General features: G+C 63.9%; 27 protein-coding genes. 11 read left to right on the top strand and 16 right to left on the bottom strand.

Annotated features, from left to right (window positions below; translation table 11 throughout):
• Window positions 1–10 precede the first annotated feature (10 nt).
• Window positions 11–394, top strand: coding sequence for a DUF1236 domain-containing protein (locus V1286_RS20330; RefSeq protein ID WP_334482034.1), 384 nt, complete (start codon window positions 11–13; stop codon window positions 392–394).
• A gap of 67 nt (window positions 395–461) precedes the next feature.
• Here the strand turns inward: V1286_RS20330 and V1286_RS20325 are convergent, their stop codons facing one another.
• From V1286_RS20325 to V1286_RS20315, 3 genes are all read right to left on the bottom strand, one after another.
• Window positions 462–815 carry a VanZ family protein gene (locus V1286_RS20325; protein ID WP_334482032.1) on the bottom strand — a complete coding sequence of 118 codons (354 nt, stop codon included), beginning with the start codon at window positions 813–815 and terminating at the stop codon, window positions 462–464.
• Between the two features lie 75 nt (window positions 816–890).
• Window positions 891–1499: a thiamine pyrophosphate-dependent enzyme gene (locus V1286_RS20320; protein WP_334482030.1), complete on the bottom strand. Its 609-nt coding sequence runs from the start codon at window positions 1497–1499 to the stop codon at window positions 891–893.
• An 8-nt stretch (window positions 1500–1507) separates the two neighbouring features.
• Window positions 1508–2062 (bottom strand): decarboxylase, encoded by a 555-nt coding sequence (locus V1286_RS20315; protein ID WP_334482028.1) that lies wholly within the window; start codon window positions 2060–2062, stop codon window positions 1508–1510.
• Window positions 2063–2386: 324 nt separating this feature from the next.
• Between V1286_RS20315 and V1286_RS20310 the strand changes: the two genes are divergently transcribed.
• A complete protein-coding gene (locus tag V1286_RS20310; RefSeq protein ID WP_334482027.1) occupies window positions 2387–3436 on the top strand; it encodes a hydroxyacid dehydrogenase in 1050 nt (349 codons plus the stop codon).
• 30 nt (window positions 3437–3466) lie between these two features.
• A complete protein-coding gene (locus V1286_RS20305; RefSeq protein WP_334482025.1) occupies window positions 3467–4342 on the top strand; it encodes an alpha/beta fold hydrolase in 876 nt (291 codons plus the stop codon).
• A 315-nt stretch (window positions 4343–4657) separates the two neighbouring features.
• Here the strand turns inward: V1286_RS20305 and V1286_RS20300 are convergent, their stop codons facing one another.
• From V1286_RS20300 to V1286_RS20265, 8 genes are all read right to left on the bottom strand, one after another.
• On the bottom strand, window positions 4658–5953 hold the full coding sequence (locus V1286_RS20300; RefSeq protein WP_334482023.1) for an aspartate aminotransferase family protein: 1296 nt from the start codon (window positions 5951–5953) through the stop codon (window positions 4658–4660).
• 4 nt (window positions 5954–5957) lie between these two features.
• Entirely contained in the window at window positions 5958–7034 is a 1077-nt protein-coding gene (locus V1286_RS20295; RefSeq protein WP_334482022.1) for a phosphotransferase, read from the bottom strand.
• A gap of 9 nt (window positions 7035–7043) precedes the next feature.
• Window positions 7044–7979, bottom strand: coding sequence for a 2-hydroxyacid dehydrogenase (locus tag V1286_RS20290; RefSeq protein WP_334482020.1), 936 nt, complete (start codon window positions 7977–7979; stop codon window positions 7044–7046).
• A gap of 14 nt (window positions 7980–7993) precedes the next feature.
• Window positions 7994–9601, bottom strand: a complete 1608-nt coding sequence (locus tag V1286_RS20285) for an ABC transporter ATP-binding protein (RefSeq protein ID WP_334482018.1) — start codon at window positions 9599–9601, stop codon at window positions 7994–7996.
• A gap of 2 nt (window positions 9602–9603) precedes the next feature.
• Window positions 9604–10443, bottom strand: coding sequence for an ABC transporter permease (locus tag V1286_RS20280; protein ID WP_108512955.1), 840 nt, complete (start codon window positions 10441–10443; stop codon window positions 9604–9606).
• Window positions 10440–11411, bottom strand: a complete 972-nt coding sequence (locus V1286_RS20275) for an ABC transporter permease (protein ID WP_334482016.1) — start codon at window positions 11409–11411, stop codon at window positions 10440–10442. The genes V1286_RS20280 and V1286_RS20275 overlap by 4 nt, the downstream gene beginning before the upstream one ends.
• A 72-nt stretch (window positions 11412–11483) precedes the next feature.
• Window positions 11484–13037 carry an ABC transporter substrate-binding protein gene (locus tag V1286_RS20270; protein ID WP_334482015.1) on the bottom strand — a complete coding sequence of 518 codons (1554 nt, stop codon included), beginning with the start codon at window positions 13035–13037 and terminating at the stop codon, window positions 11484–11486.
• Window positions 13038–13096: 59 nt separating this feature from the next.
• A complete protein-coding gene (locus V1286_RS20265) occupies window positions 13097–13888 on the bottom strand; it encodes a class II aldolase/adducin family protein (RefSeq protein WP_108512952.1) in 792 nt (263 codons plus the stop codon).
• A gap of 128 nt (window positions 13889–14016) precedes the next feature.
• On the opposite strand from V1286_RS20265, the gene V1286_RS20260 reads away from it, so the two are divergent.
• Complete coding sequence (locus V1286_RS20260; protein WP_334482014.1) at window positions 14017–14754, top strand: GntR family transcriptional regulator; 738 nt, start codon at window positions 14017–14019, stop codon at window positions 14752–14754.
• Window positions 14751–15776 carry a histone deacetylase family protein gene (locus V1286_RS20255; RefSeq protein ID WP_334482012.1) on the top strand — a complete coding sequence of 342 codons (1026 nt, stop codon included), beginning with the start codon at window positions 14751–14753 and terminating at the stop codon, window positions 15774–15776. Before V1286_RS20260 ends, V1286_RS20255 begins: the two co-directional genes overlap by 4 nt.
• Window positions 15777–15845: 69 nt before the next feature.
• Here V1286_RS20255 and V1286_RS20250 read toward each other — a convergent pair whose 3' ends face one another.
• The 3 genes from V1286_RS20250 to V1286_RS20240 are packed head-to-tail and all read right to left on the bottom strand — an operon-like array spanning window position 15846 to window position 16477.
• Entirely contained in the window at window positions 15846–16037 is a 192-nt protein-coding gene (locus V1286_RS20250; RefSeq protein ID WP_334482010.1) for a calcium-binding protein, read from the bottom strand.
• Window positions 16034–16264 (bottom strand): hypothetical protein, encoded by a 231-nt coding sequence (locus V1286_RS20245; RefSeq protein ID WP_334482008.1) that lies wholly within the window; start codon window positions 16262–16264, stop codon window positions 16034–16036. Before V1286_RS20245 ends, V1286_RS20250 begins: the two co-directional genes overlap by 4 nt.
• A 27-nt stretch (window positions 16265–16291) precedes the next feature.
• Window positions 16292–16477 carry a hypothetical protein gene (locus tag V1286_RS20240; protein WP_334482006.1) on the bottom strand — a complete coding sequence of 62 codons (186 nt, stop codon included), beginning with the start codon at window positions 16475–16477 and terminating at the stop codon, window positions 16292–16294.
• A gap of 52 nt (window positions 16478–16529) precedes the next feature.
• Here V1286_RS20240 and V1286_RS20235 point away from each other — a divergent pair, with 52 nt between their 5' ends.
• Complete coding sequence (locus V1286_RS20235; protein WP_334482005.1) at window positions 16530–16763, top strand: hypothetical protein; 234 nt, start codon at window positions 16530–16532, stop codon at window positions 16761–16763.
• Between the two features lie 19 nt (window positions 16764–16782).
• On the opposite strand, the gene V1286_RS20230 is transcribed toward V1286_RS20235, so the two are convergent.
• The gene (locus V1286_RS20230) at window positions 16783–17634 is read right to left on the bottom strand and encodes an Mrp/NBP35 family ATP-binding protein (RefSeq protein WP_334482004.1); all 852 of its coding nucleotides are present in this window, start codon (window positions 17632–17634) and stop codon (window positions 16783–16785) included.
• Between the two features lie 7 nt (window positions 17635–17641).
• Window positions 17642–19678, bottom strand: a complete 2037-nt coding sequence (locus V1286_RS20225) for a 4Fe-4S binding protein (protein ID WP_334482003.1) — start codon at window positions 19676–19678, stop codon at window positions 17642–17644.
• Between the two features lie 188 nt (window positions 19679–19866).
• Here V1286_RS20225 and V1286_RS20220 point away from each other — a divergent pair, with 188 nt between their 5' ends.
• Genes V1286_RS20220 through V1286_RS20200 form a run of 5 tightly spaced genes read left to right on the top strand, consistent with a single transcriptional unit; the run spans window position 19867 to window position 23439 of the window.
• Window positions 19867–20601 (top strand): biotin/lipoate--protein ligase family protein, encoded by a 735-nt coding sequence (locus tag V1286_RS20220; protein WP_417021266.1) that lies wholly within the window; start codon window positions 19867–19869, stop codon window positions 20599–20601.
• 7 nt (window positions 20602–20608) lie between these two features.
• Entirely contained in the window at window positions 20609–21184 is a 576-nt protein-coding gene (locus V1286_RS20215; RefSeq protein WP_334481999.1) for a DUF6505 family protein, read from the top strand.
• Window positions 21181–22203, top strand: a complete 1023-nt coding sequence (locus V1286_RS20210; RefSeq protein WP_334481997.1) for a DUF6352 family protein — start codon at window positions 21181–21183, stop codon at window positions 22201–22203. Before V1286_RS20215 ends, V1286_RS20210 begins: the two co-directional genes overlap by 4 nt.
• A 28-nt stretch (window positions 22204–22231) precedes the next feature.
• Entirely contained in the window at window positions 22232–22744 is a 513-nt protein-coding gene (locus V1286_RS20205; RefSeq protein ID WP_334481995.1) for a DUF3305 domain-containing protein, read from the top strand.
• Window positions 22741–23439 carry a DUF3306 domain-containing protein gene (locus V1286_RS20200; protein ID WP_334481993.1) on the top strand — a complete coding sequence of 233 codons (699 nt, stop codon included), beginning with the start codon at window positions 22741–22743 and terminating at the stop codon, window positions 23437–23439. The genes V1286_RS20205 and V1286_RS20200 overlap by 4 nt, the downstream gene beginning before the upstream one ends.
• Window positions 23440–23442 lie beyond the last annotated feature (3 nt).

Here is a 23442-nt window from a genome sequence, read left to right as displayed (position 1 = left end):
GAGGAATGCGATGAATAATCGTTTGGCTGTTTCACTGATTGCCGCCGCGCTGCTGGCGCCTGGCGCAGCTTTTGCTCAGTCGACCACCGCCCAAGGTGCGGCGGAGGGCGCCGCGAGGGGTGGTGAAGCCGCTGGTCCGGTCGGCGCCATCGTCGGTGGTACCGTGGGCGCTGCGGTCGGTGCAGCCGTTGAAATTCCGAACGCCGTGATCACGTCGATCCCGCGCGATCGTTCTGTCGTGGTTCGTGAGGAAGTGGTGGTGGGTCAGCCGCTGCCGCCGACCGTCGCACTGCGTACGGTGCCGCGGCACACTGAATACCGCTATGCGGTCGTCAATGATCGCCGTGTGATCGTGGAGCCGCGCACGCGCAGGGTCGTCAGGATCCTCGACTAACGAAGACCGCGTTTCCAGGATTAATCCTCGCGGGGCGTTGTCCCGCGAGGATTTTTTGCGACGGGGGCTACGGCAACGATCGCTGGGTTCGCCTGATCGTCCAGTCGAGAGCCGCAGCAGCCACAAGGCCGAGCGATGCCGCCAGCGCGTCGACCACAAAATCTTCCAGGCGTGCGTGCCGGCCGGGCGCCAGGAACTGCAGCACTTCGATCAGACCTGTGAAGGCGATGACGAGGGCGGCCGTGCGCGATGGAGCGCGCGTGTAGGCCAGTCCGAAAGCCAGTCCCAGCAGCACGAAGGCAAGCGCGTGCTCTCCGTTTTGTCCCAGGTTTGAATGGGGCCGCTGTTCCGCCGGCCCGAGGGTGGCGAACGCGATGGCTGCGGCAAGGCCCCAGGCGAATAATCGAAGGATGATCGTCATCGGGACCGCATAGCACGAATTATGTGCCGGATATTCCCGCGCATGCGAATTGGCGATGCCTGTGGTTAATTCGCCTCAGAGCGGCTCCCGTACGCCCATACCGTGCATGAAGCGTTCCCGGATCTGCACGGGATCGCGGCGGGTGGTGCCTGTGCCCGGCTTGTCGTCGATGCGCACGCCGATCAGCGTCGGGCCTGCGGCCGACATGGATTGTTCGATCAGCCGCTCGAAATCGTCTTCATCCGCCGCCCAGCTGGAGTGGGTGAGCCCGCTCGCGGTGGCGATGGCGACGATGTCGGCAACAGTGGCGCCTGGCGTCGGTTGCGCGCCGGTGATCTGATAGATGCCATTGTCCATCACCACCATGGTGAGGTTTTTCGGCGCCAACGTCGCAATGGTCGAGAGCGAACCCAGTTGCATCAACAGCGAGCCGTCGCCCTCGAGGGCAAATATGCGCCGATCCGGCTGCGCCAGCGCTACGCCGAGCGCGATCGGGAAGGCGAGGCCCATGCTGCCGAGCATGTAGAAATTCTGCGGCCGGTGGCCGGCGGCCCACAGGTCGAAATTGGTGTTGCCGATGCCGCCGATCACGGCTTCCTCGTTCTTCAACTTCGCGATCAGCCGCGAGGTGAGATCGAAGCGGTTCATGACCTTGGTATTGCGGGCGGAGGTGTCGCTGTTCATGGGATCGCTCACTTGTCGAAGACCTTGCCGCCGGTCAGAAGCGGCGAGAGGATCAGCGCCACCGGCGCCTGCGTGGTGATGGCCTGTTTGATCGAGCGGTCGACGATGAATTCGAACTCGTCGAGACGTGTAGCGGTGTGGTGCTCCATCGCGAGCGAATCCAGCACGGGGCGCATGGTGCGGCACACCAGCGACTGGCCGTAATTGAACTCGCCGAGCGTGCCGCGCTCGGACACGAACATGATCAGCGGGATCTGATAGGGGATCGCCAGCGACGCCAGCACGTTCGCGAGCGTGGCAAACCCGGACGTCTGCATCAGCACGGCGCCGCGCATGCCGCCCATCCAGGCGCCGGAGACGATGCCGACCGCTTCCTCCTCGCGCGCGGTGGGGAAGGTCGTGAAAAAGGGATCGGCGTGCAGGCTCCTGATCAGCGTGGTCAGGACGCGGTCGGGTACGTAGGGGACCAGGCGGATATCGTTGCGCTTGAGGCTTTGCAGCACGATGCCATGCCAGCTCTTCTCAGAGGTTTCGGGCGAGGTTTTTTCCTCCACAACCGCCATTTTGGTCTCCCTCATCCGCGCCGATTATTCGTCGGCTTTCATTCTTGGAGCGGCGAAACTTGACGCCATCGGCGAGATTGTCAACATGTTCCGATCGTATCCTGCTCTGCGCCGCGCGCCCCTACATCGGGTATGCGACGATATGAGATAAGCAAGAAGAGATGCCGGGAGGGGCAATGGCTGGATATATCCGAAATGCTGCCAGCGCGGCTGTTGCGCTGCGGGCGCTTCCACTGAGACTTGTTACCTGACCATGGCCGCCAGCGGCCCTCCCGCCAAACCAGTCAAGCCCTACGCTCTTCGAACTGAAAGTTGCCAAGAAAAATGACCGTCAACAACAAGCGCGTGTTCTACGTCAAATATCTCGCTCACGAGATCTACATCGACATCCTGAAAGCGCGCGCCGACGTGCGGCTGGACCGGCTGGAAAACGAAAGCCCCGATACGATTGCAGCGCCAATTTTGGCGGCGGCGCATGCCTATCAGGTCGGAGCGGCGCGCGACGAGATCGCAAAACATTTCCATGTCGGTCGGGATTTGCTGAAGCGGGCGCCGAACCTCCTGATCGTGTCCTCGAACGGCGCTGGCTTCGACCCCGTCGACGTCGATGCCTGCACGGCGGCGGGGGTGCTCGTCGTCAATCAATCCGGCGGCAACGCCAATTCGGTCGCCGAGCATGCGCTCGGCATGCTGCTGACGCTGTCCAAGCGCATTCTCGAGTCCGACCGCGCGCTGCGCCGAGAGGCCAACGTCAATCGCAACGCGCTGATCGGCAACGAGGCGCAGGGCAAGACCATCGGCATCGTCGGCATCGGCAATGTCGGCCGCCGCATCGCGGAGCTGTGCAATGGCCTGCTGCATATGAAGGTGATCGCCTACGATCCCTTTCTGACCGCGGAAGAAATCGCCGCGCGGGGCGGCGAGAAGGTCGAGCTTCACGATCTGATGCGCCGCTCGGATTTCGTCTCGATTTCCTGTCCGCTGACCAAGGACAATCGCCGCATGATCGGCGCCCGCGAATTCGCGCTGATGCAGCCGCACGCCTTTTTCATCACCACGGCGCGCGGCTTCATTCACGATGAGGAAGCGCTGTACGAGGCGTTGCGCGACAAGCGGATTGCGGGCGCAGGCCTCGACGTCTGGGACAAGGAGCCGCCGCCGCCGGAGCATCCGCTGCTGCAGTTCGACAATGTGCTGGCGAGCCCGCATACGGCAGGCGTCACCAAGGAAGCGCGCATGAACATGGGCAAGATCGCTGCCGAGCAGATTCTCGATGCGCTGGATGGCAAGCGGCCGCCGCGCATCGTCAATCCCGAGGTGTGGCCCGATTACGTCAAGCGCTTCGAGCGCGCGTTCGGATTTGTGCCGAAATAGGCCATCACCTCCACGAGAGACGATCCCACGATGGCCGAGCCGGCAGACCGCTTTTATGAGTCCCAGGGGCTGCGGTTGCACTATGTCGACTGGGGTAACGAGACAGCGCCGCCCCTGATCCTGGTCCATGGCGGGCTCGATCATTGCCGCAACTGGGATGCGATCGCGCGCGAATTACAACCTCATTTCCATATCATCGCGCCGGATCTGCGCGGCCACGGCGATTCCGATTGGGCGAAAGGAAGCAGCTACAGCCTGACCGACAATGTCTATGACCTCACCCGGCTGATGCGTTTTGCGGCGCTGCAGGATGCCGCAATTGTCGGCCACTCGATGGGCGGCATGGTCGCGCTGGCCTATGCCGGGACCTATCCGGAGAGGGTATCGCGCCTTGTCGTGCTGGATGGCGCCTTCCTGTCGGGCTCGCAGCCCGCGCCGATCGCCGAGCAGATGTCGCGCTGGATCGACCAGCTCGACCGTATCTCGGCGTATCAACCGAGCGCGTTCCGGACGATCGACGAGGCGGCGCGGCGGCTTTCGGCTCGCAACAAAAGGCTGACACCAGCGCTGGCGCTTCATCTTGCCCGGCACGGCGTTCGCCAGGGCTCCGACGGTCTCTATCGCTGGAAGTTCGACCATTATCAGCGGGCGAGGGCGCCGTATCGGCTGTCATCGGACGAATATGTCGCCTTGTGGTCGCGCATTACCTGTCCAACCCTGCTGATGTGGGGCGATGAAAGCTTTCTGCCCGATCCCGAGGCCGCCGGCCTGCTCGCGCATTTTAAGCAAGCTGAACTGCAGAAGATCGCGGGCGCCGGACACTGGCTTCATCATGACCGGCTCGATGAAGTCCTGGCGTCGTTGCGGCGATTTCTCGGCGCGCCGCAGCCCGTTCAAGCACGGTGAGCACCGGGCTATGAGCCAAAATCCGGGGGGAAGAATTTTGTCGCCGGCGGGTCGACCGGGGCAATAATTCCACTGCCGATCAGCCTCCGGACGAAGCGCACATTGCTATTTTCCCTGACGTCTCGACTAGTTGGCGGCTTGAGACCATTTTCCCTATGCGCCCCCGTTCCACCGGCGCCCATGGAAGATGTCAGATGCGACAGGTTCGTTCATTTCTGCGCAGCGCCCCGTCCCGGATCGGGCGCCGGCTGGCCCAGATCGTCGCCATCGCCGCCGCTAGCCTGCCGGCCGCCGGCGCGTAAAAGCGCGCGCCCTTTACTCCCCCGACATCATAGTTGCTTCCGCCAGCGTCTGGTCGAGCGTCTCGACAAGCAGGTCGGCATGCTCGGTGCCGAACACCAGCGGTGGACGGATCTTGAGCACGTTGCCGTGCGGTCCGGCGGAACTGATCAGCACGCGCCGTTCACGCAGGAGGTTCACGACACGCGCGGCCTCCGCCGTGGCTGGCGTTCCCGTTTGTCCACCGAGTCGGAGTTCGACGCCGACGAATAGCCCGGCACCGCGGATTTCCGTGATCAATGGATGTTGCGCCCGTAGCTGCCCGAGCAATTTGACCAGGTAGCCACCGGTGTGTTGCGCGTTCTGCATCAATCCTTCGGATTCGATCACGTCGAGCACCGCAATGCCGGCGGCGGCGGAAACCGGGTTGCCGCCGAAGGTGTTGAAGTAGCGCGACCGCCGGCCAAACTCTGCCAGCAGCTCAGGGCGCGCTGCCATCCCGGCAACCGGATGGCCGTTGCCCATCGGCTTGCCCATGGTGACGAGATCGGGGACGAGACCGTGGCGGGCAAAGCCCCACATATGTCCGCCGCAACGGCCGAAGCCGGGTTGCACCTCGTCGGCGATGAATAGCGCGCCTTCTGCCCGCACGGCTTCGACCGCCGGTCGCAGAAAGCCGGGCGGGTCTGCGAACACGCCGTCACTGGAAAAAATGGTATCGACCAGAAGCGCGGCCGGACGGATGCCGCTCTTCTTCATGTCGTCCAATGCGGCTCGAACGTGATGCGCAAAGACATCACCGGCATCGGCGGCCGAGGAGGGCGCCGGCACGAGGCGCACGTGGCTTCCTTCCGGAAGCGGAAGTCCGAGCGAGGGAGACAGCTCAGCCAGCGCGCTGGTGACGCCGTGATAGGCGTTTGCGGTGACGATGAAGCCGGTGCGGCCGGTGCAGGTTCGCGCCACCCGCAAAGCGAGGTCGTTGGCCTCGCTGCCGGTGCAGGTGAACATCACGTGACCGATCTCGGCCGGAAACGTGGCGAGCAGTTTTTCCGCGAAGTCGAGCACGGTCTCATGCAGGTAGCGCGTATGGGTGTTGAGCAGAGCGGCCTGCCGTGCGATCGCCTGCACGACATGCGGGTGACAGTGCCCGACGGATGCAACGTTGTTGTAGGCGTCCAGATAACGATGTCCGGCAGCGTCATGGAGCCATACGCCTTCGCCGCGGACGAACTGCACCGGCTGCTCGTAGAACAGGCGATACGCCGGGCCCAGCAGCCGGTTTCGCCGCGCGATCAGGTCTTGTGCCGAAACGGCCTCATCGGCGGCGGACATCTCTCTACCCCACATGGCATGCGCGTTGGATTTGAAGTGTGGCCTGGTCTCGCGACAGTGTCGCCATGCGCCGCAGCCGCGCCCAGGCCGCGGCATTGTTGCGCAGAATGTAGTTCCGGTTAGCAGGATAACGGGCGGCTCGCCAACTGCTGATCACGATCGTCATGGTCATGCGCGTGGCGATCAGGTCGAACAGCACGCTGAATTCGGCCGGTTCGAGCGGCAGCATGGCATGGTAGGCCGCGATCATCTCGCAAGCCGGTGCAAGGGGATCGTCGTCATCGGCAACCTGATATGCCGCCGTGATCGCAAGGTCGTTGACCCGCGCCGTGCAGGTGAGGTCGCCGAAATCGATGATCCCGGCAACGACGGCATGGGTTTCGGGGTCGACGACGACGTTGTGCGGGTTGAGGTCGTTATGGACGGGCTGGTTCGGCAATTGCGGAAGCATCGGCAGCGCGCAGGTCTCGAAGCCGCCGAGAACGTCCTCGACCAGGCTGCGCCGCTCGCCAGGGACGGCGTCGATCAGCGGCCGGAGTTCGGCGGCATGCTGAAGGTCCCAGAGCAGTTTGTGATTGGCGGCGCTGTGGCTGAAATCGGAAAGACCCCGTGCGAGCCTTGCGGCGCAGCGACCGAGATCGCGCCGCAGCACCGTCGACCCCGCGGCCGCATGCATCGGGGTTCCCGCCAGATACGACAACAGGCGCACGACCCGGCTCGAGCCGTCGTCGAAGGCAACATCAAGCTCCGTCATGCCGTTCCGCGCCGGAAAGATGCGCGGGATCGGCAGGCCGGGGTCGGCGGCAGCGAGGTGGAGCAGCGCCTCCGTCTGCAGGTTGGTCACCGCGCGGTCTTCCGCAGGGTTCGCAATCTTCAGGACATACTCGCGGCCGCTCAGCGAGCGCAGCCGAAAGTTCTGGTCGCGCTCACTGTCGAGCCGGTGCACGGCGGCGATCAGGCCGTAGTGCTCGGCCGCCAGCCTTTGGGCCAGCGCTTCCGGGATGGCGGATGCGGCGCGGAGGGTATCGATCGGGTGAGCGGCAACAGTCGCAGGCGACGGGTCCGGTACGAGAATGTCCATGGCTGTCGCTCAGTAGCCGCGTTCGCGGTCGATGGAGTGCGGTGGTCGCCGGCCGGCGCGTATCGCTTCTGCGGTGGCGCGAAACGTCGCCCCGATCGCTTCCATGCTGACTTCGCAGGCATCATGCGGCGTGACGACGATGTTGGGGTGTCGCCAGAACGGATGCCGCGGCGGCAATGGTTCGGTCGAGAACACATCGAGCGCGGCGCCGGCAAGCTGGCCGTCCTCCAGGGCAGCGAGCAGATCCGCTTCGACCAGATGCTCGCCGCGGCCGACCTGGATCAGGTAGCCGCCGCGATACATTCGGGCAAATGTCCTTTGATTGAGAATACCCTTTGTCTCCGGCGTCAGCGGCAGCAGGTTCACGAGAACCTCGGTCTGGCCGAGCATGGCATCGAGACCTGCGGCGCCGTCGAAGCCGGTGATGCCTTGCGGTGTCGGCTTTGCGGTCCGGCTCCACGCCATCACCGGGAAATGAAGCAGCGCCAGATCGGCGGCGACCTTGCGGCCAATCTCGCCAAAGCCGAGAATCCCGACCGGCACATCCTGCGCCCGACGCAGGGCGAGACGCTGCCAGCGTTCCTCGCGCTGCTGCGCCTGATAGGTCGCAAAGCGCCGCTGATGCCCGATGACGTGCCAGGCAACGAAGCCCGACATCATCTGCGCCTGCGCGGGGTCGACGACACGGATCACGTCGACATCGGGGCGCAGGCTGGGGCACGCCAAAATGTTGTCGACACCGGCGCCGATCGAGCAGACCGCCTGCAGATTGGGATAGCGCTCAAATGCGTCATCCGGCGGATGCCAGGCCACCGCCAGCCGGACGTCCATTGCCGGCCCCTCGTGCGGATGGCTGATGATTTCGATACGGTCGGCGGCGCGCATGAATTGCGGGCCGAGATAGCCGCGAAGATCGAGGCTTTTGCTAACCAGGACACAGCGCATCGTTCGTGGTCCCGTTATGCCGCCTTGGACGATGACGTCTGACCAGGCACCGCCGAGAGCAATTCGCGCGTGTAGGCGTGCTCGGGAGCGGCGAACAGTAGCGACGCGGATTTGAGTTCAACGATCGCGCCGTGCTGCATCACGGCGATGCGGTCGCAAATCTGCGCGGCCACGCGCAAATCGTGGGTGATGAACAGCATCGACAGGCCGAGCCGGGCCTTTAGATCCTCCAGGAGATCCAGCACCTGTGCCTGCACCGACACGTCGAGCGCGGAGACCGCTTCGTCGGCGACCAGGATTTCCGGGTCGAGCGCCAGCGCGCGGGCTATCCCGATGCGCTGCCGCTGTCCGCCGGAGAATTCATGCGGAAAGCGTTCCATCGCGCCGGCATTGAGGCCGACGAGGCTAAGCAGCTCGCCGGCGCGCTTTCGCGCCGCCGCCGGATCGACGCCATGCGCAATCGGGCCATCCGTGATGATGTTACCGACCTTCCGGCGCGGATTGAGCGAGGCGAACGGGTCCTGGAACACCATCTGAATGCGGCGGCGCTGTTCGCGCAGCGCCTTTCCCCTGATCCGGGTGAGATCGACGTCGCCGATGCGGACGGTGCCGGCGTCTGGCTCGATCAGCCGCATGACGAGGCGTGCGACAGACGATTTCCCCGAACCGGATTCGCCGACCAGGCCGAGCGTCTCGCCGCGAAAGATGTCGAAGCTGACTTCCTTGGCCGCCTGCACGCGCCGTTCGGCGCGAAACCATCCGCCCCCGCTGATGTAGGTCTTGCCGAGGCCGATCACTTCCACCGCCTTGCTGCGGTCGAGCAGGGAAGTCCGCGGCGGTGGCTGCAGGGTGGGAACGGCGGCAAGCAAGGCGCGGGTATAGGGATGCTGGGCGCGCAACAGCACGTCGTCGGCGGTGCCCTGTTCGACCACCTTGCCGTGCTGAAGCACGACCACGCGATCGGCAATCTCGGCGACGACGCCGAAATCATGGGTGATGAACATGACGGCCATGTTGCGGCGGCGCTGCAGGTCGCGGATCAGCTTGAGGATCTGCGCCTGGGTCGTGACATCGAGTGCGGTAGTCGGTTCGTCGGCCACCAGCACGGCGGGTTCGAGCGCCAGCGCCATGGCGATCATGGCGCGCTGGCGCTGGCCGCCGGATAATTGATGGGGGTAGGCGCGAACGATCCGCTCGGGGTCGGGCAGGCCGACTTCGCCGATCAAGGCGAGGGCCTTTTGACGACGCTCCTTCGGCGTCAAAAGATCATGCGCCTCGAACATTTCGGCGATCTGGTCGCCGATCCGCATCAGCGGATTGAGCGCCGTCATCGGCTCCTGGAAAACCATGGCGATGCGACGGCCGCGCAGCGCGAACCATTCCGTCGGGCTGAGCGTCAGCAGGTTCTTCCCGTCGAAGAGAATCTCGCCGGACTCCGACTTCACCGTATCAGGCAGCAGGCCCATCAGCGCGTGGGCGCACATCGACTTGCCGGAGCCGGATTCGCCGACCACGCAGAGGATCTTGCCGGCGGCGAGATCGAACGAAACATCGTCCACCGCATGCGCGCGGTCGCCGCCGGGCGGCAAGGCCAGCTTCAGGTTCCTGATGACGACGGTCATGTTCAACGTCCCCCCTTGGCGAGGCGGGGGTTGAGCGCGTCGTTGAGGCCTTCACCGATCAGGTTCAGCGCCAGCACCGAAACAAGGATGGCGATGCCGGGGAATACCGTGATCCACCAGGCCTGGCGGATGACGGTGCGGCCCGCGCCGACCATGTAGCCCCACGACATCAGGTTGGGATCGCCGAGGCCCAGGAAGGAGAGCGAGGATTCCAGCAGGATCGCGGTCGCGACCATCAGCGAGGCCAGCACGATGACCGGCGACAGCGCATTGGGCAGGATCTCGCGCCAGATGATCCACCAGTTGGTCTGGCCGGTCACGACGGCCGCCTGGACATATTCGCGCGTGCGCAGCGACAGCACTTCGCCGCGCACCAGCCGTGCCACCGGTGGCCAGCTCACGATCGCAATGGCGGCCACGATCGAACCGATGGAGGGTTGCATGATCGCGACGAGCACGATCGCCAGCGCAAAACTCGGGACGGTCTGGAAGAATTCAGTGAACCGCATCAGCGCATCGTCAATCTTGCCGCCGAAATATCCGGCCGCCGCGCCGAGCGGGATGCCGACCGCCAGCGAGGCCAGCGTCGAGATCAGGCCGACCAGCAGAGAAACCCGCGCGCCGTAGATGATGCCCGCCATCACGTCGCGGCCGAGCGCATCGGTGCCGAGCGGCAGGTTGGCCATCGTGAACGGCGGCAGGAACGGCCGCTGCACCATGCGCCAGGGCGAGGTCGGAAACAGCAGCGGACCAAACAGCGCAACCGCGATCGCAATCGTCAGGATCGCGACGCCGATCATGCCGCCGGGATTGCGCAACAGCATTCGCCAGACCTGTCTCATGAGGCGAACTCGATGCGGGGATCGACGGAGCGGTAGACGAGGTCCGTGATCAGGTTGAAGGCCAGTACCATCGCCGAGCAGACGACGAAGACGCCGAGCAGCAAATTGTAGTCGCGCTGCAGCAGGGCCTCGTACATCAGGCGGCCGATGCCGGGCCATGCGAACACGGTCTCGGTCAGAACAGCGCCGCCGACCAGCGTGCCGGCCTGCAGTCCGGCGAGCGTCACCACCGGCAACAGGGCGTTGCGCAGCACGTGGCGGCGCTGGATCACAGAGTCGGACAAGCCCTTGGCGCGCGCGGTCTTGACGAAATCAAGTCTGCTGACCTCGAGCATCGAGGCGCGGGTCATGCGGGCATAGGTGGCCATGAAGAACAGGCCGATGGTCGTCGCCGGCAGGACCAGATGGGCGGCGACGTCGAGCACATGCGCCAGCCCGGTATAGTTTGCGCCCACCGTCTCGTAGCCGAAGCTCGGCAGCCAATCCATCGTGACCGAAAACAGCAGGATCGCCATCAGCGCGACCCAGAACAGGGGCGTGGCATAGAAGACCAGCGCCAGCACCGTGATCGCGGTGTCGGCCCAGGTGCCGGCAAAGCGCGCGGCCAGCGCGCCGAACAGGATGCCGAACGCCAACGAAATCGCAAACGCGGTCCCCGTCAGCAACAGCGTCGCCGGCAGCCGCTGCAGGATCAGGGTTGCGACCGGCATCTGCTGGCGAAACGAGAATCCGAGATCGAGGTTGAGAATGCCTTTGACGTAGAGAAACAGTTGCACCGGCAGCGGCTGGTCGAGACCGAACTTCTCGCGCAATTGCGCCAGGAAAACCTGATCGCCCGCGCCGGCTTCGCCCGCCATCACCAGCGCCGGGTCGCCCGGCGCCATCCGGATCAGAAAGAAGTTGAGAACGACGAGCGCAAGAAGGACGACGATGGCCTTCGCGATCCGCTGGGCGATGAAGGAAATCATGTTCTGTCGATTGCGTTGGAGGCGCGGTATCCGGACGTCAGACCTGAGGCCTGACGCCCGACGGGTCGGCGATTACTTCTCGATCCATGCGTCACGGAAACCGTCGTTCACGCCGATGCCGGTCGTGATCAGGTTCTTGACGCTGCAGCGGGTGATGGTCGGGAATTGCAGCTCGAGCATCCACGCCACCGGCACGTCCTCGACGAGGATCTTCTGGGCCTTGGCGTAGATCTCCGCGCGCGCCGCATCGGGGAAGGCGACCGCGCCATCGGCGAACAGCTTGTCGATCTCGGGATTCGAATAGCCTTCGGCATTGTTGAACGGCGAGCCCTTGGCGATCTGGCTGGAGATATAGTTGCGACCGACGCCGAGTGCGGGATCGCCGTACTGATAGAGATAGGTAAAGGCGATGTCGTAGTCCCACTCGCTGACTTTTTGATTCCAGCCGGGGACGTCGGTCGCGACCATCTCGACGTTGATCCCGACGTCCTGCAGGTTCTGGCGAACCATTTCGGCCCAGCGCTGCCACGTCTCGCCATAGGGCAAGGGCAGCAAGCGAAGCTTCTCGCCGGTGTAGCCGGCTTCCTTGAGCAGCGCCTTCGCCTTGGCCGGATCGTAATCGTATTTCGGCACCGCGCTCGTGTAGTACTTGATCGCGGAGCCCGACGGGCCGGTCGCGACCTTGCCGAGGCCGTTCCAGACCACGTCCTTGGCCATGTTGCGATCGATTGCAAACATCAGCGCCTGGCGGAACTTCTTGTTCGCGGTCGGCCCTGAGCGGTTGTTGAGCCAGAGCCAGGAATGCGGACTGAAGAACTCCCAGCCCGCACCGGTGACGCAGGTGTTCTTGAGCTTGCTCAGGCGCGGCACGTCGAAATTTTCCACCGAGCCGCCGGGCAGCACGTCGACCTTGCCGGTTTCGTAGGCCACCGAACGCGCGGCCGCGTCGGGAATCACGTGCCAATAGATCTCGTCGATATTGGGCTTGCCCTTGATGTGGTAGTTTGGATTCTTGACCAGGCGGATGAACGAGCCCTTCTGCCATTCCTTGAACATGAAGGGGCCGGTACCAACAGGCGTGTTGTTGGCCGGGTTGGTTTTGAAATCGGTGCCTTCATAGATGTGCTTGGGAATCATCGGCAGCGAGCCGACCTCGAAGATTCCGATGAAGGGGCCGAACGGCTGCTTCAGCGTGAAGATGACCGTCGATTCATCTGATGCCTCGACCTTGTCGAGCTGCACCAGATTGCCACGGGCGCGCGCGTGGGTCTGCTTGAGGAATTCGATCGAGAACAGGACGTCTGCTGCCGTGAACGGCTTGCCGTCGTGCCAGGTCACGCCCTTTACGAGTTTGAACGTGTAGGTCTTGCCGTCCTCGCTGACCGTCCAGCTCTCGGCGAGGCCGGGCAGGGGATCCAGTTTGGAACTGTAGCGCAGCAGGCCTTCATAGATGTTGCCGGCCACCATCTGCGTCGGGCCGTTCTGGACCAGGCCCACCATCAGGCTCGGCGGCTCCGGTTGAATCACGGCATTGACAACGCCGCCGGCCTTCGGTCCCTCGGCCACTGCTGCGGTGCTCAGCATGCAAAGGGCGGCAAAGCTCATCAATAATTTTCGTTTGGACATTACTTTACCTCGTTCAAAAAAGGCCGGCCGGTGCGCTACCGGGTTGAGCGTTGCGTTTGTCAGTTCGCAAAATCCGGATCGGTACGTTCAAGCATCCGCTTGAAGGCGGCCCATTCGCTGTCGGGCACGCCATTGGTTTCGATCGCGTCGTAGAAGCTGGCGTATTGGCCGGCCGTCTTGCGGGCCACTGCAGCCGATAGCTCGATGATCTCGGCGCCGGACGACTGCACGGCGAGCTGGGCGCGGCAGGAGCGTTCCAGATTGTGCATCAGCTTGAAGGCCTCGGCGACGGAGCGCCCGCAGGTCAGCATGCCGTGGTTGCGCAACACCATCACGAACTTGTCGCCGAGATCGGCGACAAGGCGCGAACGCTCATCGAGATCGAGCGCGATGCCTTCGTAGTCGTGATAGGCGAGGCAGTCGGTAAACTGCAGCGACCATTGATTTAGCGGCAGCAGGCCCCGCTTCTGGCTGGCAACGGCGATGCCGGCCACTGTGTGCGTGTGCAGGACGCAGATGGCGTCATGCCGCGCGGCATGGATCGCGCTGTGAATCGTGAAGCCGGCCGGGTTGATGCCGAGGCCCATGGGGTCATCGATGACGTTGCCGTCGAGGTCGACGGTCACCAGGTTGGACGCCGTGACTTCCTCGAAGCGCAGGCCGTAGGGGTTGATGAGGAAGCGGTCTTGCCGGCCCGGAAGCCGGGCGGAGATGTGGGTGTAGATGCTGTCGTCGAGACCAAGCCGGTGGATCAGCCGGTAGGCCGCCGCGAGGTCGATCCGGATTTGGAGGGTCTGGTCTTCCACCGCCGCCGGCCATGCCTTTGCGGTGTTTTGCGCTGCACTTGTCATTTCTGCCTTCTGCCCACGTTCAACGTTTTCAGCTTGCGTGGGGCATGACATTAGGGCAAGACTAAACTGTCGACAATCGACGATTAAAAAATATACACAGACTGACGCGGGTTTAGCCAATGCGACCTATGTCTCTTCCTGTTGGATTAGCGGCAGTTGCGGACAGCGATCTGGTCGGCCAGGTGGCTCGTATCCTGACCCAGGCGATCGTTCAGGGCCGCCTGCCGCCCGGTTCAAAAGTGGTGGAAGCGGGCATTGCCCGCGAATTGGGCATCAGCCGCGCGCCGGTGCGCGAAGCGGCGCGGCTATTGGAGAAGCAGGGGCTGCTGGTGGCGAAGCCGCGGCGCGGCTTTTTCGTGCGCAAGCTCGAAATCAAAAACATCGACGAGATCTATGATCTTCGGCTTTGCATTGAGCGCCACGCCGGCGTGCTGGCGGCGCGGAATCTGACGAACGACGCGCGCGACGCCTTGCGGCGGCAACTCGATATTCTGCACAACACTGCCGATCTCGACGATCCGGCACGCCAGGTGGAAGAGGATTATCGCTTTCATCGGCTGATCTTCGAAATCGCGGACAACAGTCGCCTGCTGCGGCTGTTCGATGATCTCGCGGCGGAGCTGCGCATGGTGATCGGGCTGATCGGCCGCCTGTACGACGATCCGCACGAGATCGCGCGGACGCACGAGCCGCTGCTTGCGGCCATCGAAGCCGGGCACCCCGAACGCATCACCGCGCATGTCGATCACCATATCGGTCACGCCTGGCGCGAGGTCGGCAAACTGGTGCGGGAGCTTACGCCGGCCGCCGGAAATGCTGCATCCCCGAGCGGGATTCTAATTCCAACCAACGGAGTAACCGTGTGAAGGCCGTCTATACCGAACTGCATCGCAGCCACGATCCGCAATTCTTCCTGGTGCGCGGCGTGGTCCAGCGCACCACCGAGCAGCCGGAACGCGCCGATCGTTTGCTGGCGGGATTGAAAGCCGGCAAGCACGATTTGATCGCGCCGACTGTTTTCGGTCAGGGACCTCGAGCGCGAGTACATAGTCCTGAATATCTTCGTTTCCTGGAGGAGGCGTGGACCGCCTGGACCGCGCTTGGCGATTCAGGCCCTGAGATGATCGCCAATGTGCATCCGGTCCGCAACGCCGCCACTTACCCGACGCATATTGTCGGCCGCCTTGGCTGGCACGCGGCTGACACGGCGTGCCCGATCGGTCCCGGCACCTGGGCTGCGGCCTGTGCGGCGACCGATGTTGCCACCACGGCTGCCCAGCTCGTGATGGACGGTGAAGGCGCGGCCTACGCGCTCTGCCGGCCGCCCGGTCATCATGCCTACAGCGATCTCGCGGGCGGATTCTGCTTTCTTAACAACAGCGCAGTCGCGGCGGCTCAACTTAAACTGAAGCACGAACGGGTCGCGATTCTCGATGTCGATGTGCATCATGGCAACGGCACGCAAGGCATCTTCTACGAACGCCCCGACGTGCTCACGGTTTCGATCCATGCCGATCCCGTCTTCTTCTATCCCTATGTGTGGGGATATGCGCATGAGCGCGGCGCCGGCCCCGGCCTCGGCGCCAATCTGAACATTCCGCTGCCGAGGGGCACCGGGGACAACGACTACATCAAGGCGATTGGCGAGGCGGAAAAAACCATCCGCGCATTTGCACCCGGCGCCCTCGTGGTGGCGCTCGGTCTCGATGCCTCCGAGCACGATCCGCTAGCCGGCCTTGCGGTGACGACGGCCGGCTTCCGGCGCATCGGCGCCGCGATCGCCCGATTGGGCCTTCCGACTGTTTTCGTTCAGGAGGGCGGTTATCTGTCCGATATCCTCGGCGCCAATCTCACCGCTGCGCTCGGCGGTTTCGAAGAGGCGCGTTAGCGTACACATCGGCTCGTGCCACGCCGGCTTGCAGGTGTGGCACGATGTACTGTTGGACAATGTATTCGCCTAGAAGGTGTCATTGCCGTTGGTCGGCGCGGTCGCCAGCGCCAGCAGTGAGGCGCGCGTCCACACCGTGCCGTCGGCGAACACCACCTGGTCGACACCGCCGGCCGCCGACAGCAACTGGCTGCGCAGCGTGATCTTGTCGGTGGTGCCGGTGATGCTCAGCACCAGATCGCCGGTGCCCGATTCCTTCACGCTGACCTGGGCAGGCGCGATTTATCAGGATCTAGCTGTGGGTGCTGATCAACAATAGGAAAAATTAGGTCCCGCGCAATATAGCCCATTATATCCTCGATTGCGCGCTTGTAGCACGTCCGTTCTTGATCGTCGCTGATATTTTCGACCTCATCCAATATAGCCCCAATCGTTTTGTCTATGGAAATCGCTAACGCTATAAGTTTTTGGGCGGTTGCAGCATCCATTTTGAGACTCCGCGATCAAACATTCAGCTAGTAATTGGCATTTGGCCCCAAGCATTTTCGCATACAGCGCCGATAGAGGCTAGGGCGGTCGAGATGATCGGCGTGGACGTACCAGAGGTTCGGCGCGGCGGTGTCGAGATCGGCCGCCGGCGCGAGCGGCATGTCGTCGAGCCAGACATATTCGCGGGTGACGACGCCGACAATTCTCGACATTGGCCCAGGGTCGATCTAGGCTCAGGGCGCGATGCAACGAAGAACGGTCCGAATGCTCTCAGCTTTGCGGGCTCTGCTGGCTCCGTTCTGGAGCTATTCCCGAGAGCGGACGGCTGCGCAGCGCGATGCGACCGACAAATCGGCCTCGCCACTTCTCGTTTACATTGTAGTTGTTCTCTTCTTGATCCTGTCGATCCTGGTGATCGATATGCACCGCGACGAATTGCGGGCGCTTGGTCTTGTCGTTGGAGCGGAGCGAGTCAATCCGGTCTTCATGAGCCCGTGAGTTATCAACGCGCGGGCGTCTACTCGATGACGATGCGCGGCGGCGGCCGGTGTGCCGCGCCGGTGACGATCGTGGTCCAGATCTCGCGTGCCATGCCGATATAGTGCTTCGCATGGACGCCGTCGGGCTCGACGGCGACGATCGGACGGCCATCGTCGGAGGTCTGGCGGATCTGGATATCGAGCGGGATCTCGCCGAGATAGGGAATGCCGCGGCTTTCGGCTTCCGTCCGCGCGCCGCCGTGGCCGAAGATCGGTGTGACGTGGTTGCAGGTCGGGCAGCAGAAGCTCGACATGTTTTCGATCAGGCCCAGGATCGGAATGCTGACCTTCTGAAACATCGCGATGCCGCGCCGCGCGTCGATCAGGGCGATGTCCTGCGGCGTCGAGACGATGATCGCGCCGGCCAGCGGCGCCTGCTGCGCCATGGTTAGCTGCGCGTCGCCGGTGCCGGGCGGCAGGTCGACCACGAGAATATCGAGATCGTCCCATGCGACTTCGCGGAGCATTTGCGTGATGGCCGAGATCACCATCGGTCCGCGCCAGATCAGGGCGTTGTCTTCCTCGACCAGAAAGCCGATCGACATCACCTTGACGCCAAAACGCTCCATCGGTTCCAGCATGCGCGGGCCAAGCTGCCGCGGTTTGCCGCGCAGTCCGAACAGTTTTTGTTGCGACGGACCATAGATATCGGCGTCGAGAATGCCGGTCTTCAATCCCAGCGTGGCGAAGCCGAGCGCCAGGTTGCAGGAGGTGGTGGATTTGCCGACACCGCCCTTGCCGGAGGCGACCGCGATGACGTGCTTGACGCCGGGAATGCCGGCGGCCCTTGAGGTCGCGCGCGCCTTGAGATCTGGAGGGGTGGCGGACACTGGTTGCTCACGATCCAAGCGGATCGTCCTTCTTCACATCGCGCGCGCGCAAATAATCTTCCGTCGTCATGACCGGTGGGCGCTGCGGCGCCGCATGCGGATCGAAACTCTCGTTGACTACCGCTTCGACGCGGCAGTCCGCGCACATCTTGATGACGTCGAGACGTTTGGCGTTGGCGCCCTGGAACATCCAGTGTTTTTCGCCGAGTTTTGCAAGCACCCGGTCGATCGAGCTTTTGGTCCCGAACGGTTTGCCGCAGGCGATGCAGTTGAACGGCTCTTCTTCCTTCAGCACGCGCAGCGGCGCATTCCAGGCCTGGAAGTCGAGGCGAGGTTCAATGCTGATGACCTTCTCGGGGCAGGTGGATTCGCAGAGCCCGCATTGCACGCAGAGGCTTTCGGTGAAGCGCAGCATCGCGCGGTCAGGGTTATCGGATAGCGCGCCCGTCGGGCAGGCGGTGACGCAGGCATGGCACAGCGTGCAGCCGTCGACATCCAGCTTCACGGTGCCGAAGGGCGCGCCCGGCGCCAGCGGTACGACATCGACCGGCGTGGGCGCGGCAAGATGAAGCTCGCTAAACGTTGTTTCGAGCACGCCGCGTTTCGCGCCCCGCGGCATGAAGCCGGCCGGCCTTTGTGTGGCGACCCCGCGAGGGGCGGCATCCAGCATCGCGCGCAGTTGGTCCGGATCGTCGGTCTCGATGACCTGAATGATGCCGGTGCCGAAACCTAGCGCGCTCACGACGCGATCCGAGGTTTCGACTGCGCGGCGGAGCGCCGTGATGTCGTGGCGCGGCTTGGCACGCGTGAGCAGCGCGACGCCGCTGCCGCCATAGGCAAAGACGGACGCGAGGAGTTCCGGACCGAGCTGCGTTACTTCGTTGACGCGCAGCGGCAGTACATTGGCCGGCAAGCCTTCGCCGAACCGCGCCAGGGCATCGATGATGTCCTCGCCGTGCTCGCCGTCGTGGAACAATACCACGGCGTCGCTTCCGCCAGCCTTGCGGTAAGTCTGCAACAGCGTCCGCAGCCGGCGCATCAGGGCGTCCGCGCTCGGTAGCGCGTAGGAGGCCGCGCCGGTCGGGCATACGGATGCGCAAGAGCCGCAGCCGGCGCACACATTGGCATCGATCGCGACTGCGTTCCCGTTCGGCGTGATCGCGCCGGTCGGACACAGATCGAGACAGCGTGTGCATCCCGTGATGGACGAGCGCGAATGCGCGCACAGCGACGGCTCGAAATTGACAAAGCGCGGCTTGTCGAAGGTTCCGACCAGGCCGCCGGCATCCGCGATCGCGCGCTCGACGGCGGCTTTGTCGCGCGGATCGGCGCGCAGATAGCCGGGCCGCAATTCATGCGCGGGAAACAGCGGTGGGCCGCCCGAAAGATCGAGGATGAGATCGCAGGTGGAAGTGGCGCCGTTGCGCGAAGGCCCGAATACGAGCTTTGCGCGCGAAGAGGGAGAGGGCAGCGCGTAATCGTCGATCGCAAGCTCGAAATGCCCGAGATGTCCTCTTGCATTGCGGATCGTGCCCTTGAGCACGGGAAATTCGTTCGTGCGGCGTGGCGGCACATCGCCCGGCTTCGTCAGAAGCACGGTGATGTCCAAGCGGTCGGCGAGACGCTGCGCCGCCTCGATGGCAATCTCGTCGCGGCCATAGATCAGTGCAACGCCGCTGCTCTCGAGCGTCACCAGCGAGATCGGCGGCATGTCTTCGCCCGCAGCGGCAATCAGTGCGGCTGCTTTCGGACCGGCTGCCGCGGCATCCTTCGACCAGCCGCCGGTCTCGCGGATGTTGACGAAGGTAAGCTCGGCCTGCGGCGAGTTCTCCGCGACTTCCCGAAACAGCGGTGCTTCCTGGGTGCAGGCAACCGTGATCGGCGCGCCATCGGCGAGCGCTTCCTTGAAGCGATCGAGGTCGAGGCCGCAGAGCTGGTTAGCCTGCGTGACCTTGGCCGTGCAGCCACGACCGATCGCTGCCGCATCGAGCGGCATGGTCTTCTCGCAACTGCAAATCAGGAGGCGAGACGCCGCCGCACTCATTTTGAAATACCTTGAACCCGGAGCATCAACGGGTTGTTGCTTCATCCTACGGTTCTGCGGTAACCGCTCGGACGGATATCTGCAAGATACAAAGGCCGCTCGCGTGGCCAACCTGCGCGTAATAGCATACACCCGCGGCTCGTGGAGCAATTAGGGATTAGCCGCTCGTGATCGTTCGTCCAACAGATATGGAACAGACGCTCGATTTGCCACCCGGTTATACTTTGGTCGCGTTGCGCGAGCTCGGCGACGCCTTCGCCCATGCTCGCGAGATCGCGGCCGAGGCGGAGGCTGGAACGCTGGTATGGGTGCGCCGCTACGATCTGGTCGAGTTCGCGGTGGTGCTCGAACCCGACGAACCGCTCCGCTCGGCGCGGCGGGCGTTCTTTGCCGGCATGAACGCGCTGGGGGACGCGATTGCCGCCCATTGTCCGCCGGAGCGTGAGGTTACGTTCGACTGGCCTGACGCCATCAGGTTCGACGCGGGATTGCTCGGTGGCGCAAGGCTGGGCTGGCCGGCCGAATGCACCGAAGACGACATACCCGCATGGCTCGTTTTCGGCGTGATCCTGCGCGCGGCCGACATGGCGCATGTCCCGGAGGTGCAGGCGGCCTCGGGCGTGTCCTTGCTGAGCGAAGGTTTCGAGATGGTCGATACCGATGCGATCATCGAGAGCTTCACCCGTCACCTCATGACCGCCTTCGACCGCTGGAAAGAGCGCGGCTTCGAGGCGATTGCGCGGGACTATCTGGAACGCCTTCCCAAGCGCAAGGCCGGCGAGCGCCGGGGCATCGACGTCAACGGCGATCTTCTGGTCAGCATGCCGGCCGGTAGCGGAACGCCGGAACGGAGCAGTCTTAAGGATGCGCTTGGACGCGCGGCTTGGTATGATCCGCAGGCGCGCGGTCCGAAATTCGGATGAGGCGGACATGTTGAAATTTCCGCGAACCATCAGGCTGGACCCGTCGGATACGTTCGTCTTCGAGCGGGCAGCCGAACCCGGCGAATGGGCGGTTTCCGGCGCGTTCGTGTTCTGGAACCGGGACCCGACGACGCTCGGCCAGAAGCAGCGCGTGGCGCTGCGTTCGGGGTTTCTCGGGATCGACAGTCTCGGTTGGTCGACGCTTGCCATCGTCACCGAAGCCACCGAAGCGGAGCGGGAGGCGATGATCGAGCGGCTCGCAGGGCAGTTGATGGAGAAATTCGGGGCGCCAGACGCCGAGGCAGCGCGCCTTGCCGCCGAGGAGGAGATCGCGTTCGCAGGCTCGCTGTGCGAACATCCGCCGCAGACACTGCTCGCCGTGCAGCGCAGCGTCGAAAACGGCGAAATCCGCGAACGCTTTCGTACCCTCAAGCCGCGCCCGGTTGCCGCAGATGCCGACCGGTTGCACGCGCATGCCAGCGCCTTTACCTTTCATGAGGTCGAAGGCGATCTCGAACCTGCCGAAGAAGTCGATCTTCTCGGGCTGATCAGGACCGACGCCAGGACGACGGATCGCACATGAGAGAATTCTGGGTCGCCTCGGGCCATCACCTCACGCGCCGCGCCGATCATGGCGGGCTGGTCGCGACGCCTGAACTCATCATGGCCTATCTGGCGCGGCCCGAATTGATGCCGCCGGCGGATGCCTGCGAGGCCGAGCGCGATCTGCATGCGAGCCTGATGGCCGATCCGCTGCGCCCGGTGTCGGGCACGGACATCTCCCGGCTTGCCGATGCCGACGCGCGCGAAAACTGGTCCTTCATGATGAATTTCCGCGACCGGCTGATGGCGGCGCCGTCGCTGGAGGCGGTTTATGTCGCGCTGGCCCGAAAAGGGGCCGGCGATCTGCCGCCGATCTTTCTGTCGCAACTGTGCCACCTGATCCTGCGCAACGCACTCGAAGGCTGCGAGGACCCCTATGTATTGCGTGCGGCAGAGCTGTTCTATCGCAGCCAGCTGGCCGCCGTTCACGACGGCACGCTGCTGCTGGCCGATGCGGAGGTGATCGAGGCGGAGCAGCATGCCCAGCACGACCTGCATTCATCGCCGCTGACGGCCATGCTGCAACAGCCGAAGTCCTTTGGCGAGATGGACGTGATGGACGACGAAAACGCCTGGACCTACTGGTCGCGATCGGACGCGCACGCGATGGCCATGAATCTCGGCGGCAATGCCAAGGCGCGCGCCGGGCTGTGCCGGGTCATCGAGCGATGGATCGGCCACTTGCTCGGCATTACCGTCAGCGTCGAAACGGTTCCCTCGATCGAGGACCGCGACTGGCGCTGGTTCGTCGGCCTCGACAGCGACGCGACGCGGATCGGCAATGCGCTGTGGCGCGGCGAGCGGCTGGAGGGCGGCGTTGCCGAGCGCATCGTGGCGCTGATGCGCCTGGGCTTCGAAGATGCGCGGCTGGTGGATGAGCGCGTTGGCGACAAGCCGGTCTATCTCATCCTCGCCATGGGTGCGGACAAGGTGGTGAGATTAAAGCCGCAAAATCTGGTTGCGGGGTTGCCGCTTGCGGCGGCCGCGAATGTCACATGATCCACCGAAGAGAGGATCGGGAATGGCAATGACTGAAGCATCCCGCGAGGTCGGCGTGGTGGTGCGACGCCGTTCGATCGACAATCCTTGGATCGACCAGTTGTGGTCGCCGGCGATGATTTTGGACGAGGTGCCGTCAACGGCGCCGTGGACTGCGCTGTCCACCGAGGCCGATGCGACGACCTATTACGCGGGCTCGGCGAGCATCGATTTGTTCAGCGCGGAAACGGCGAATTATCGCGATAACCTTGCCGATGGCGCGCCGCGCATCTGGGTGGCATTGCGCCGTCAGGACGGCGGCGCCGAGCTGGAGCTGACCAAAATAACGGCCGACCCGACCGAAGGGGAGGCGATGTTCGAAAGCGGCTGCGACGTGATCGGTACCGTGCCGATGCCGCCCGAGATCGCGTCGTGGATTGCCGCCTTTGTCGATCGGTTCCATGTCGAGCGCGTGTTCCACAAGCGCAAGCGGGATCGCGCGAGCGGCGATCGGCCGCGCGTGCCGGGCGGCCGGCCGGATGAGGGAACGGGACGCACATGAGTGGTCCGGACGAAGCCGATCGTGACAAGGGCTTTCTGGCTCGATGGTCGCAGCGCAAGCAGGAGGCAAAACAGCCGGAGCCGCAGCCGGACGCGCCGGCTGCCGAAAGCGTCGAATCGTCAGGCTCGCCCGCACCGCAAGGCGACGACGTCACGCCGGAATTCGATCTCTCAACCTTGCCAAAGCTCGAGGATCTGACTGCTAGCACCGACATGTCAGCATTTCTTCGCAAGGGCGTTCCCGAACATTTGCGGAATGCGGCTTTGCAAAAATCCTGGGCGCTGGATACCGCGATTCGCAATTACGTCAATCCAGCACTCGAATACGCCTATGACTGGAATACCCCGGGCGGGGTCCCCGGCGGCGGCGAACTCGGCGCAGGTGTCGATGTGGCGCGGCTGGTGTCGCAGATCATGGGCGAATCCGCTGCCGAACCGATAAATTTTGACGTAAATTCCGGCGATGAGACGGCACGCTCGCCGGTAGAGCCGCCCGAACGCGAACTGTCGGCAAAAGCGCAGGAAGATCTTGCGGCGCAGCCCCTCGGACGGTCCGATGAGCCGGAAACGGAAGCCGTTTCAAAGGCCGAAGGCGGTACCGCGGAACCCACGCAGACCGACGGGTTCCAACTGGCAAAGCCTGCTGCACCGCAGCAGCCCGTGCGACGTCATGGCACCGCGAAACCGATTGTTTAGACA

Origin of the sequence: Bradyrhizobium algeriense (assembly GCF_036924595.1) — a bacterium.
Lineage (GTDB): Bacteria > Pseudomonadota > Alphaproteobacteria > Rhizobiales > Xanthobacteraceae > Bradyrhizobium > Bradyrhizobium algeriense.
This window is presented reverse-complemented; position numbering and strand designations above follow the sequence as displayed.